Source organism: Lysinibacillus sp. G1-3, from assembly GCF_056322905.1.
In genome coordinates this window covers 21,921-34,658 of sequence record NZ_JBWHYQ010000016.1, presented here as the reverse complement: position 1 = coordinate 34,658, position 12,738 = coordinate 21,921, and the positions used below count along the sequence as shown (strand labels likewise).

At 36.6% G+C, this 12,738-nt stretch carries 9 protein-coding genes and 1 pseudogene; 2 read left to right on the top strand and 8 right to left on the bottom strand.

Annotation, left to right across the window (positions count from 1 at the left end):
• Positions 1-12 precede the first annotated feature (12 nt).
• Positions 13-1,530, bottom strand: coding sequence for a 5-carboxymethyl-2-hydroxymuconate semialdehyde dehydrogenase (gene hpaE, locus ACVYAD_RS17320; RefSeq protein ID WP_476427286.1), 1,518 nt, complete (start codon positions 1,528-1,530; stop codon positions 13-15).
• Between the two features lie 71 nt (positions 1,531-1,601).
• Positions 1,602-2,528 (bottom strand): 2,4-dihydroxyhept-2-ene-1,7-dioic acid aldolase, encoded by a 927-nt coding sequence (gene hpaI / locus ACVYAD_RS17315; RefSeq protein WP_349660107.1) that lies wholly within the window; start codon positions 2,526-2,528, stop codon positions 1,602-1,604.
• A 132-nt stretch (positions 2,529-2,660) separates the two neighbouring features.
• Between hpaI and ACVYAD_RS17310 the strand changes: the two genes are divergently transcribed.
• Positions 2,661-3,566, top strand: coding sequence for a LysR family transcriptional regulator (locus ACVYAD_RS17310; protein WP_476427285.1), 906 nt, complete (start codon positions 2,661-2,663; stop codon positions 3,564-3,566).
• Positions 3,567-3,799: 233 nt separating this feature from the next.
• Here ACVYAD_RS17310 and ACVYAD_RS17305 read toward each other — a convergent pair whose 3' ends face one another.
• Complete coding sequence (locus ACVYAD_RS17305; RefSeq protein ID WP_476427284.1) at positions 3,800-3,955, bottom strand: hypothetical protein; 156 nt, start codon at positions 3,953-3,955, stop codon at positions 3,800-3,802.
• A 444-nt stretch (positions 3,956-4,399) separates the two neighbouring features.
• The gene (lepA, locus tag ACVYAD_RS17300; protein WP_349660093.1) at positions 4,400-6,226 is read right to left on the bottom strand and encodes a translation elongation factor 4; all 1,827 of its coding nucleotides are present in this window, start codon (positions 6,224-6,226) and stop codon (positions 4,400-4,402) included.
• 367 nt (positions 6,227-6,593) lie between these two features.
• Between lepA and ACVYAD_RS17295 the strand changes: the two are divergent.
• Positions 6,594-6,837, top strand: a pseudogene (locus tag ACVYAD_RS17295) (hypothetical protein); the annotation flags it as partial.
• A gap of 417 nt (positions 6,838-7,254) precedes the next feature.
• Here the strand turns inward: ACVYAD_RS17295 and ACVYAD_RS17290 are convergent.
• The 4 genes from ACVYAD_RS17290 to spoIIP all read right to left on the bottom strand — a co-directional run bounded on the left by ACVYAD_RS17290 (position 7,255) and on the right by spoIIP (position 12,710).
• Positions 7,255-7,524: an FmdB family zinc ribbon protein gene (locus ACVYAD_RS17290; protein WP_349660092.1), complete on the bottom strand. Its 270-nt coding sequence runs from the start codon at positions 7,522-7,524 to the stop codon at positions 7,255-7,257.
• A 20-nt stretch (positions 7,525-7,544) separates the two neighbouring features.
• Entirely contained in the window at positions 7,545-8,723 is a 1,179-nt protein-coding gene (gene fmdA / locus ACVYAD_RS17285; protein ID WP_349660091.1) for a formamidase, read from the bottom strand.
• Between the two features lie 736 nt (positions 8,724-9,459).
• On the bottom strand, positions 9,460-11,355 hold the full coding sequence (locus ACVYAD_RS17280) for an acyltransferase family protein (RefSeq protein ID WP_476427283.1): 1,896 nt from the start codon (positions 11,353-11,355) through the stop codon (positions 9,460-9,462).
• 497 nt (positions 11,356-11,852) lie between these two features.
• Positions 11,853-12,710: a stage II sporulation protein P gene (spoIIP, locus tag ACVYAD_RS17275; RefSeq protein ID WP_476427282.1), complete on the bottom strand. Its 858-nt coding sequence runs from the start codon at positions 12,708-12,710 to the stop codon at positions 11,853-11,855.
• Positions 12,711-12,738: the final 28 nt, after the last annotated feature.

Genomic DNA, 12,738 nt, shown 5'->3' with positions numbered 1-12,738 from the left:
AAAAAATAGTTTTTACTTTCCAAATTGCGGAATATGATGATCACCTATAGCAACATGGATTACCTTTGGTTCTGTATAGAATTCAAACATTGCGTAATGACCGCCCTCTCTTCCAATTCCACTATCTTTCATACCGCCAAATGGAATTCGAAGATCTCGTACGTTTTGAGCGTTAATCCAAAGCATACCCGCTTCAATAGCATCCGCCATACGATGTGCTCGTTTTAAATCTTTTGTCCATACAAAACCTGCTAGTCCGTAAGATACGTCATTTGCCATATGAAGTACTTCTTCATCTGTTTCAAATTCAATTACGGCCATAACAGGACCAAAAATTTCTTCCTGACATACTCTCATGTCATTTCTTGCATTTAATAAAAGTGTCGGTGGTACAAAATTACCTGCCTTAACCTTCTCCGGAACCACTCCCTGAATTACTTCACAACCTTCTTGTTTAGCGATTTCTATATACTTTTTTACTTTGTTGTAATGATCTTTTTCAATTAGCGGACCAAGCTGAGTTGATGAATCCATTGGGTCACCGATTTTAATGTTAGCGACACGTACTTTTAATTTTTCAACAAATTGATCTTTAATATTTTTATGCAAGAATACCCGAGAATTGGATGTGCAACGTTCACCATTAAAAGAGAAAATCCCCCATATTGCTGCATCTAGAGCTCGTTCAAGATCTGCATCATCAAAGACAATTAAAGGTGATTTTCCACCAAGCTCCATCGATGTTTTCTTTAAAGTATCCGCAGAGTTTTTAATAATAGTGGAACCTGTAGTCGTTTCACCTGTAAATGAAATCGCTTTCACATTTGGGTGAGCAACAAGAGCAGCCCCTGCTGTTTCTCCAAAGCCATGAACGACATTAAAGACTCCATCCGGAACTTTTGCTTTATGAATAATTTCAGCTAATTTATTTGCCGTTAATGGTGAAAGTTCCGCTGGTTTTAGAACAACAGTATTTCCAGTTGCTAATGCAGGCGCTACTTTCCAAGTCTCTAACATGAATGGGGCATTCCATGGAGTAATTAACCCTATAACTCCTAATGGTTTATAAACTGTATAATTAATGAATTCATCATCCATTGGGTAAGATTCACCATGCAATTTTGTCTCAACCATTCGTGCGTAGAAACGGAAATTTTCTGCAGCACGTGCGGTTTGATTTCTTGTTTGGCTAATTGGCAGACCTGTATCTAATGCTTCTAAGAAAGCAATTTCTTCAATCTCCTCATCGATAAGATCTGCAATTCTATTAATATAATTCATTCTTTCTTTCAATTTCATCTTGCCCCACGGACCATTCTCAAATGCTTCTTTTGCTGAAAGAACAGCTTGATTTATATCCGCTTCACGCCCCTCAGCGATATAGTTGTTTATTTTATTGGTAAATGGATTTTTATTTTCAAAAGAAGCACCTGATTTACTGTCGACAAACTGTCCATTAATAAAGAGTTTTATATTTTCTACTTGCATGTGTTCGTGATTTTTTTGAGTCTCAGTTACTTGAACTTGCATGTTATTACACTCCTTATTCTTCTCTTACTCCTCTAATAAGGAGTAAGAGAATTTTTTAGATTTCGAATTTATTATTTAGTTACAATCTCATTTGATAAAATACCATATTGATTTAAAACTTCCCGAATTTCGTTTTGCAGCGCCTCAGATGGTAAATCCATTGGCTTGCGTAAAACTGGCGTAATTTTATCCATCATCCCCAGCGCTGCTTTTACTGGTCCAGGATTAGTCTCTTTGAATAACACATCATTTAATGTCATTAATTCAAAATGAAGATCTAACGCTTTTTCAGTGTCTCCTTCCTCCCAAGCATTATGCATTTCTGCTACTTTCGCTGGTGCAACGTTTGCTGTAGCGCTAATAGAACCTTTCCCACCAATTGTTAACATTGGGTAGCAAAGAAGTTCAATTCCCGAGAATAGACTAAAATCTCTCCCACAATTTAATAGCACTCGATTGACATGTTCGAAATCTTTATTAGACTCTTTGGCACCAATAATGTTCGGGCAATCTTCAACAAGTCGAGCCATAGTTGTTACTTCCATATTCACCCCTGTTCTTCCAGGAATGTTATATATAATAATTGGAATATCCACGGCATCTGCAATAGTTTTATAGTGTTTATATAATGCTTGCTGAGAAGGCTTATTATAGTACGGAACAATGACCATCGCGGCATCTGCTCCCATTTCTTGAGCAGCCTTTGTTAGCCGAAGTGCTTCATTATGATTAACTGATCCCGTTGCTGGTATAAATGGAACTCGTCCATTAATCGTTTTACTTGCTGTTTCCATCACAAGCTCTCTTTCTTCGATCGTTAGAGAACTAGGTTCCCCAGAAGTCCCGGTTACCGAAATGCCATGGCTCCCACTCTCTATCTGCCAGTTAATTAAACTTTTAAATGTCTGTAAATCTAAACTTTCATCTTCCTTGAATGGTGTAATAACTGGTGCAATCGAACCTTTTATACTTTCTTTAGCTTTTCGAATTCTAGACATTTTATCTTCTCCTTTTCTACCTTTTCATGGAATCGTTTTCAAGATTAATGTATCATTAAGTTTGAAATATTTAAAATATTTAAAATGTTTGTAACGTATATAAAATAAATATGCTTTCTAAGGAGGATTTTCATGGATATAAGACAATTGCGATACTTTACCACTATTGTTGAAGAAGGCCAGATCACTAGAGCAGCAAAAAAGTTACATATGGCCCAACCCCCCCTTAGTCAACAGCTAAAAGCGCTGGAGGAAGAACTTAGTACTCTTTTGATAGTACGAAATGGAAAGAATATAGAACTAACAGCAGCAGGAAAAGTGTTGTATAAGAGAGCTACCAATCTTTTAAGTCAGATTGATGAAACAATTATGGAAGTGAAAGAAGTAGGGGAAGGTCTTAAGGGTACATTATCAATTGGATCTGTAAAAACATGCTTTTCTTACCTACCTGAACGCATTCGTTTTTTCCGAGAAAAGTATTCAAACGTTACATTTCGTTTATACGAAGGGGATACCTATCGATTATTACAAGATTTAAGAAATAGGCATATTGAGGTTGCTATAGTCCGGTTACCTTTAGAGGCTGAATCAGATGACTTATCCTCACTGCCATTACCTCCCGACCATTTTGTTGCCGTTATCCCTGAGGCGTGGAATTATGAAAGTACATTAAGACTAGATGAACTTTCAAGTATGCCACTAATGTTGCTACAACGTTTTAAGGGTGTTGGTCAATACGAACTCGTTATAGAAGCTTGTAGAAAATATCACTATGAACCAAATATTGTCTGTCAATGTTCAGACGCTGCTATGATTATGTCCCTAGTTAGAGAAGGTGTCGGTGCTTCCTTACTTCCAAGGTCTGTCTTACATTCATTTTCTATGAATGGCCTGAAAATATTGGAGCTTGAAGAACTAAGTATTCAATCAGATTCCGCCGTTATCTGGTTGAAGGACCGTTACCTTTCAAAAGGTGCTATTAAATTTATTGAAACTTTTGAGAGTGAATACAATTTAAATATCTCACAAGTAGAATGACTCAAATAATTTCATGATTCTATAAATCATATGTGTTGAATCAATTTTAAAGATTTTAATTACTCCCTTCTACCAAAGAAAGTATGACAGTGGATGCCTAGAGGTGGTCCACTCGATTGTTGAATCAAGAAAGTGGCTATAATATGGATGTATATAATGTGTCTGTTTTCATCTGACACCTTCCTTTTCTGCATCATAAAAGCCCTCCACAGATGATTGTGGAGGGCTACGAATTAAACGCCTAAAGATTCTCTTATTTTGATTAATGCATCTTCTATTTCATAAGATGTTTCAAGTACCTCAGAATTCTCACGGTGATTCGATTGAATGTACCGAATGATTGTATATAATTCATCAATCATTTCGTCATCACTTTTATATATTTTCATTTTGTTCCCTCCTTGATGTTATTTAATCATAACAAAAAGGTGGATGAAGGTATAAAAATAACGCTAGCCTATGCTCCGTTTACTCGTTTACTGTAACATGATTATGTATGCAAAAAAGAAAATGGCGAACATTGTACGTCAAGTGTCTTCAAATATAATACTAAAAAAATTAAATATCAGTTTTAACTATCATTTCATGCGCCACACACACGAACAACATTAATTGAAAATGGTGGTACATCTGTTAAAATTGTGCAAAAAGATTAGGACACAGCAGATCAGTTATTACAGAAGACCACTATGTCCATCTTACAGAGAAAATGTTCAGAGATGCTGTAGATATCTTTGATTCATTTGCTCAAGATCTTTAGGTGTAATATGAATATAAATTCTAAATGGGTGGCAAACGGGTGGCAAATGCCTGCCAACCCTTGATATTCCTAATTACTTCGAATCATCCATCTTCAGAACAGCCATGAATGCTTCTTGTGGTACTTCGACTGAACCTACTTGTTTCATACGTTTTTTACCTTCTTTTTGTTTATCAAGAAGTTTACGTTTACGAGAAATATCCCCACCGTAACATTTTGCTAAAACGTTTTTACGCATAGCTTTAATTGTTGAACGAGCAACAATTTTTTGTCCAACAGCTGCTTGAATTGGTACTTCAAATTGTTGGCGTGGGATTAATTCTTTTAATTTTTCAACGATGACTTTACCTCGCTCGTACGCAAAGTCACGGTGCACGATAAAGCTTAGTGCATCGACTTGCTCACCATTTAATAAGATATCCATCTTCACTAGTTTTGAAGTCTGATAACCAATGAGTTCATAGTCAAATGACGCATAGCCCTTCGTATTTGATTTTAAATAATCAAAGAAATCATAAACGATTTCTGATAACGGCATTTCATAAATAATGCTGACACGTGTAGTATCGATATAATCCATTGTCATGAAGTTACCGCGTTTTAATTGACAAAGCTCCATAACAGCTCCTACATAATCGTTCGGTACCATAATTGTCGCTTTTACATATGGTTCTTCCACATGATCAATTTTTTGAGGATCCGGCATAAATGACGGGTTGTCAACCTTAACTGAAGATCCATCTGTCATGTGAACATTATAAATTACAGAAGGCGCTGTTGTGATTAGATCAATATTAAACTCACGCTCAATACGCTCTTGAATGATTTCCATGTGTAAAAGCCCTAAGAAGCCACAGCGGAAACCAAATCCTAGTGCTTGTGATGTCTCTGGCTCATATTGAAGTGCAGAGTCATTAAGCTCTAACTTTTCTAACGCTTCACGTAAGTCATTATATCTCGCTGTATCGATTGGATATAATCCGCAGTATACCATTGGATTTAAACGACGATAACCTGCTAATGGCTCAGCTGCTGGGCGATTAGCAAATGTAACTGTATCACCGACACGAGTATCACCTACATTTTTAATGGAGGCTGTTAAATAGCCTACGTCACCAACAGTTAATTCAGACTGTGGTACAACTTTCGGTGTGTGTACACCAACTTCGATAACTTCAAATTCTGCTCCAGTTGCCATCATTTTAATTTTATCGCCAGGTTTTACTGTACCGTTCATGATTCGAATGGAAATAATAACACCTTTATAAGCATCATAAACAGAGTCAAAAATAAGGGCTTGTAAAGGTGCTTCTGGATCACCAGTTGGTGCAGGCACTTTCTCTACAATTTGTTCTAAAATATCTTCAATTCCGATACCAGCTTTAGCAGAAGCTAAAACCGCTTCTGAAGCATCTAACCCGATTACGTCCTCAACTTCTTGACGAACGCGTTCTGGGTCTGCAGCTGGTAAATCGATTTTATTGATAACTGGTAAAATTTCTAGGTCATTATCAAGAGCTAAATAAACATTTGCAAGTGTTTGTGCTTCAATACCTTGTGCTGCGTCTACAACTAAAATAGCACCTTCACAAGCAGCTAGACTACGTGATACTTCATATGTGAAATCGACGTGCCCTGGTGTGTCGATTAAATGGAATGTATACACTTCGCCATCTTTTGCTTCGTACTTTAATTGTACCGCATTTAATTTAATCGTAATGCCTCGCTCACGTTCTAAATCCATTGAGTCAAGGAGCTGTGCCTTCATTTCACGAGATGTTAATGATTTCGTTTGCTCTAAAATACGGTCAGCAAGCGTTGATTTCCCGTGGTCAATATGTGCAATAATAGAGAAATTTCGAATATTCTCTTGTCTTTTTAAACGTGCTTCTCGGTTCATCTTTTCCACTCCTAATTAAACTATAATGAATTATACTATGAAAGATATGCAAAGTACAACAACAACTAGACTAGAAAGCCTGTTACATCAATACTTGTAAGTGTTTTATGCATTTTTTAGATTTTGCAGGTTAATGTATATTACAGCATGATTTCGGGGCTATTTGGGGCTAGATTGGGACTAATAAAATACGGCAAGCGTGTGTACAGGAATGCGTGAATAAGAAAGATTGAGGCTAATTGCTTCGATCTTTTTTGTTGGTAAATTATAAGAATATCTCACTTACATAAAAATAGCACTATACATATTTGTCCAAGGAATATGTTCAGAACATCTTTCGCATTTATCTACATATTTATCACGTAAAATACCATCGCTAAAAAGACATGCCATTGTTTATCCGATTAATAATAAACTTTACGAGTATAATTCAAACATTTCCCGAAGATTTACGAGGCAGATATCAAGAAATCGACCGCTTCCTCACAGATGAAAATGATCAAATCCACTGCGGCATATTAGGAGAAATTTGTTGGAATTGATTAGAGATCCATACACTGATGATTGATGAAGATATTCGCGGATTATGTTACGGTTCTAGCTTATTTATTAGAAATCGATTACTTTAAATAACAAATGTTATGCCTCTCCGTTTGTCAGAATTGTGTCTAAGTTATGTCCAGGCCAGCTGTTAAACCGCTTGGCGCTTTAATAACGCACTTCAAGACCCCACAAAAAGCTGATTGGCCATTTTACAACGGGCAATCAGCTTTTTTGTCGTTTAGAGATGATTAATATACGTTGAATTGAAAACTACTCGCCACTTAGCTAACGCTTGAAGCGGGAGCCTTCTGTCAGGATCTAATAAAAAATCCTACCGCCAACGCTCGGCGCTTGGGGATATCACCCGCAATAAAATAAACAGAAAACTACTGTCAGTCCTATTATTTTCGCCTATCACGGTAGGCGCGTTCGCCGAATGATAGATTAGCATCTTTATCCTATATATCGAGTAAAGCAATAGGTGCTTACCCGAATTGCCACGGACGATTTGCGCCCGCCTTTTTCCTTGGTATATTGCTCCCTAATTCTTCTCGACTCATAATTTGCGGTTCCATTCCCTTTTCGATTTGAGAACTAAGCGCTCTCGAAAGTGTATACACATTCGGTGCAAAATAGACCCGATTTGACTCTAATTGGCAAATAGGACAAGTTGATTTGTCTTTATTCCCTGCCATTGATTTAAAAAATAACGTAAAATCTCCACAATTATTGCAACGAAATGTGTAACTAGGCAAGAATAAACCTCCTTATCCTATTATTTTGGCATAATATTTTTATCGAATATTTTTGTAGGGATTGCAATGGTACAACAAGCATTTGGAACATCGACTATGCCATTGATTCGACTTTCAACTGGTGCTGTACTAAGCAACATATAGGCTTGTTCACCTGTATAACCCAGCGTTTTTAAATACTCAATTGCATTCAAGCATGCGCGACGAAACGCAAGATTAGCATCTAAATAGTGTTGTTTCCCATCCTTATTATCTACTGAAATCCCTTGGAAAACGAGGAAATCATTATAGTTTGGATCTACTGGGCCCGGTTGGAATACAGGATTCTCGTAAATTTTATAGGTTTCCATACCACCTTTAATGACATCCACCTTTAGATCAATCCATCCTGCCATCTCGATACCACCACAAAATGTGATTTCTCCATCCCCTTGTGAAAAATGAAGATCTCCTACCGATAACTTCGCCCCCTCCACAAATACTGGGAAGAAGATTTTCGACCCTTTAGATAGATTTTTAATATCACAGTTCCCGCCATTTTCCCTTGGTGGTACTGTTCGAGCTCCCTCCTTAGCTACTCGATCAAACTCAGCCCCTTTTAATGTGCCGAGCACTGCCCTCTCTGGAGTCGGTGCATTGGCCAACGTTGGAACCCGGGCCGGGTCGGTCAAGATGAGTTCTTTTTCTCGTTCATTCCATTTTTGCAAAAGTTCCATAGAGGGAGCAACGCCTATTAAGCCAGGATGGATAATCCCAGCAAACTTCACACCAGGTACATGTCTCGAAGTCGTATAAATGCCTTCAAAATCCCAGATTGATTTAGCTGCTTCTGGAAATTCGTCAACTAAGAAACTTCCCCCATTCTCTCTTGCGAAAATGCCGTTAAACCCCCACGCCGAATCTTGGAAAGTACCAATATCTAAAATATCTACGACAAGTAAATCTCCAGGTTCAACGCCGTTCACATAGACCGGTCCACTCAACACATGAACACGTGCAAGATTCACATCCCGAATATCATTTGGACTATCATCATTTTTAATTTGTCCATCTGTCCAGTCTTTACATTCCATTCTAAAAGAAGTGCCTGGATCTACTGAAAATGCTGCTGGTATGTCTGGGTGCCATCGATTGTGACCAGGATGCGCCTGTTCTTCCATTGATTTGCTTAAATCTAGTTTGTACAGAGTTTTCACCATTTGATTTACTCCCCCCAGTTTCTATGTAAGTAATGTATGCGATTTCATATTATCAAAGATCAATAGAGGTGTCAAATTATTGTGAATATTCTTTCTTTTAACAAGAAACAAATTAGAATGAATTGAGGGCAGTCAAACGTACTATCTATTATTTAAAAACCTCACACATTTAATATCTCCTTCAACTCACTAAAATTATTAGAACATTCTGATTATTCTCCAGATAAATGGATACAAACAACTATTTATATAAAGTTGGATTATTTAATTTCTTTGTCATTTATTATGCATCTAAAAATAGTTTGTGACTAGGCTCAATAATCTTTTTTATGCAAATATGTATCGACAATAAAGTACAGTATATTGGAACGCAATGTAGAATGAAAATCTCGTATCTGGACTGTAGGCTGTGTCTATAAGATTTACGGCCATGTATTGAAGGAATTAGAGGAGCAGTCCGTAACACTGTTTAGTAAAAGTTTATTGGCAAGCATGGCAAATTCCGGGGCTAAAATACTAGTCCTACACGCTCTGAACCTTTGATATAAAGGGGATTCTTGAAACTTCAAACTAGTATGAATTATACTATGAACCTTATACAAACCCAATAGAACAGCATAATTGCTGTTAAGTCAATCATTATTCTGAATAATGTGTATTTTCCTATACTCTTAACAAAAAAATAGCCAGCTACACCTATAACATGGTGTCTGCTGGCTATTTTAATATTGAACAATTATATATTGACTGATTGTTGAATTAGGCTCGTTAACGTATTAATACCTTTTTGTTCTAAATGTACGCCATCTGGAGCAAAAAATTCCGGATGATTGATAGCAGTCGAATGCCAATCAATCAATGTAATATTATCGTGCTCTTGAGCTTTTTGTTGTAATGAATAATTCACTTTACCTTCCCAAGCACGAGGTACCCGTGTATTCACTAAATAAATATCGGCATTGGCGAAAGCTTCAAGTAGTGCATCAATCTGATCATTCGTAAAGAAACCATTTGTGCCAAGTTGAATAATAACAGCTTTATTTGGCTGATTAAAACTAGCATAATTAGGTGCCAATTGGATTGCTTGTGAAACTTGGCGGCCAATTTTTGCATCAATTGTAATGTTTGGATAGATATTATGTAAACTTGTAGCGATATCTATCATTAAAGAATCTCCAATAGCTAATATTCCATTATAGGATTCACTTTCAGGGTTAGCAGTTGTATCATTTTCTCCTTGCTTAGGTTCTTCTTTGTCAGGAGGGCTAGCTTCAGCTTTTTCATTCTCAACATTCCCTGAGTCGCTTTCTGGTGCTTCTTTTTCCGCTACTGCATCATTCTGCTTAGACGGTTGTTCTCCGCCATCTATTTTAATTTCTGTTGGTTGAGATTCTTTTGACTCCGTTTTTTCTTCACCTACTACACCTGTCATCCCAGTAAAAAATACTAACAAGAATAGTGGAACGAGCACCGTTGAAATTTTTCTAGCAATCGTTAGGCTACTCCACTTATTTTTATTAATGACAAGGTACTGTCGATAGTAGGCACGGAATCCTTCCTTCCGTATTGGCATTTCGATAAATCGATACGATAATTCAGCAATCATTAAAATAAGAACTAATTGGAATGCAACTCGCCAGTACGCAGGATTACCTATTTCATGGACTGGCGTACCCAATACCATAATCGGATAATGCCATAGATAAATTCCATACGATCTTGAACCTATCCAACGCAGAGGCTTCAACGAAAGTATTTTTCCTAAAATGCTAATTGGATGACAAACACATGCTATTAATATAGCTGCATTCAAACAGAAAAGGAACATACCTCCTCTATATAAGTAAGTTTGATATTCATCTACAAAAATAATACTTAAAATAAAAATACTAAAAGCAACCAAACTTATTGCATTTAGTTTATTGACATGGTCAGTAGATAATTTTTGAGAAGATAGTCTTTTCATCGGCCAAACGAGCGCTAGCCAGCAGCCTATAAGTAATTCAAAAGATCGCGTATCTGTCCCGTAATATACTCGACTTGGATCCGCTCCTGGTTCATACATTACGCCCATTAATATAGCTGAGCATATTGCAGCGATAAAGATATAAATGGCTAATTTAGCCTGCTTTTTAACAAGAAAAAGTCCTAGCATTAACACAATTGGCCAAATCAAATAAAATTGTTCCTCAATGGCTAAAGACCATAAATTTTTTATAGGTGAAGGGGATCCAAAACTATCAAAATAAGAGAGTTTATGAAAAATGAACCACCAATTACTTGAATAAAAAATAGAGGATATTGCATCTCCACGCAATGTATCTAGAAGTTCCTTATGAAATAAGGTAGCCCACGCGAATGAAGTAATAATCATTACGTATGCAGCAGGTAGTAGGCGTCGAAATCGCCCAATCCAAAATGCCCCCAATCCTACCGTTAACTGATTGCCTTTTAAGGGTAAAACAGTAGAAGTAATTAAGTAACCCGATAAAACAAAAAAGATATCCACTCCTAGGAACCCACCACTGGCCCATCTGAAGTTAAAATGATAAGCTATCACAGCTAGTACTGCTAAAGCTCGAATCCCGTCTAACCCAGGGATATAACGATGATTGACTGCCTTGCCTGACATAATATTCCGTCCTCTTCTTCCGATAATCCATAAACCTTTGCGACATTTTTATAGTGTAAACGTTAGTTTTAAGTTACATCGTCCCCTTTTAACGATTGAATCAGTGCATTCACTTATATAATTGACGAATGAGTATTTATAAAAGTTTACATTTTATCACATAAACAACACGAAATTCTTCTCATATGTATAGTTACCCTTTATCCTTTTTGGAATAAAGGTTCATTTTACCCATCAAAAAAGCATCTCCAAAAATGGTAGATGCTTCAAAAGCGTATTTCGCCTATTGCATATGCCTCAAAACTTTTACAATTCAAAGTCAAATCTTTATGTGCTGACTCGAAAATTATAAGGCAAGAAACGAATAATTAAAAGGCTTAACTACAATTTTTTCTAAAAAAATTTCTAGCATTTTTGCAATCATTTATTCTTTTAAAAAAATATTAAATGCAACGCCTAATTGGCAAAAAGAGAGACTATTATGATAATCTCTAATACTATTGTTTTTCTGTAACGAAAGATTTTGCTATTGCTTTTCCTATTACAGCAATTGTACGATTTAATTCCTCTTCTGTATTGTCAATTCCACCTATTTCAATTAAGACCATTTCTTTTGTTAAATCTTGATTATAACGTCCATCCACAGTGTCACCACTTTTTGATATAACACCTCTAGAAATTTTCGGCACAATTTCATTCATTGTAGCTGATAAACTTTCTGCATACGCAGTATTCCATCTATAATTTTTATGCTCAGCACCAATGACAATTGCAATCCGTGCATATGATTCATTATTATGAGTTATCGTTGTCGCATTTTTCCTAGCAGAATCTCGATGTAAATCAATCACTAAATCGTAGGATTGCTCTTGTAAACGTTTTGCTAAATAAGGACGTACGACGTTGTAAGCTGCCGGAAAAAGTTTTTTCTGACGTTTTAATTCCTTCATCACATCAACATCTAAAACGTCCGTTTGTATACCGTTCATACTAAAATGCTTAGAAATAGTATCTTTTAAACTAAAAATATTTGTTTTGTCATCATAAACTGCCGCTTTTCCGCTAACAGCTTGCACCATTGGTTGATATGCTTCCTCTGAATGCGTAAATACTAACAATACTTTAAATGGATCTTTTATTTCCTCTTTTATTTCCTCTTTTGTTTCCTCTTTTGTCTCCTCAAGGAAACTTTGTTCAGGTAAATTAGTAGCGGCAAACACGACTGGTTTATCCTCTGGCTCTTTAATCGGAGTCGATGCTTGCTTGTTGAACGGAAGTTGCCCAGCAATGACAGGTAATACGAAGAAGAACAATAATAAACCAAATGACCACTGTAGTTTTTTTAGCAAAGTCACACCCTCCTCCCCTTATCGTATGGAGAGG

Bases quoted from the DNA above. Each gene is read 5' to 3' on its own strand.
- hpaE (WP_476427286.1), bottom strand. From the start codon at position 1,530: ATGCAAGTTCAAGTAACTGAGACTCAAAAAAATCACGAACACATGCAA.
- hpaI (WP_349660107.1), bottom strand. From the start codon at position 2,528: ATGTCTAGAATTCGAAAAGCTAAAGAAAGTATAAAAGGTTCGATTGCA.
- ACVYAD_RS17310 (WP_476427285.1), top strand. From the start codon at position 2,661: ATGGATATAAGACAATTGCGATACTTTACCACTATTGTTGAAGAAGGC.
- ACVYAD_RS17305 (WP_476427284.1), bottom strand. From the start codon at position 3,955: ATGAAAATATATAAAAGTGATGACGAAATGATTGATGAATTATATACA.
- lepA (WP_349660093.1), bottom strand. From the start codon at position 6,226: ATGAACCGAGAAGCACGTTTAAAAAGACAAGAGAATATTCGAAATTTC.
- fmdA (WP_349660091.1), bottom strand. From the start codon at position 8,723: ATGGTGAAAACTCTGTACAAACTAGATTTAAGCAAATCAATGGAAGAA.
- ACVYAD_RS17280 (WP_476427283.1), bottom strand. From the start codon at position 11,355: ATGTCAGGCAAGGCAGTCAATCATCGTTATATCCCTGGGTTAGACGGG.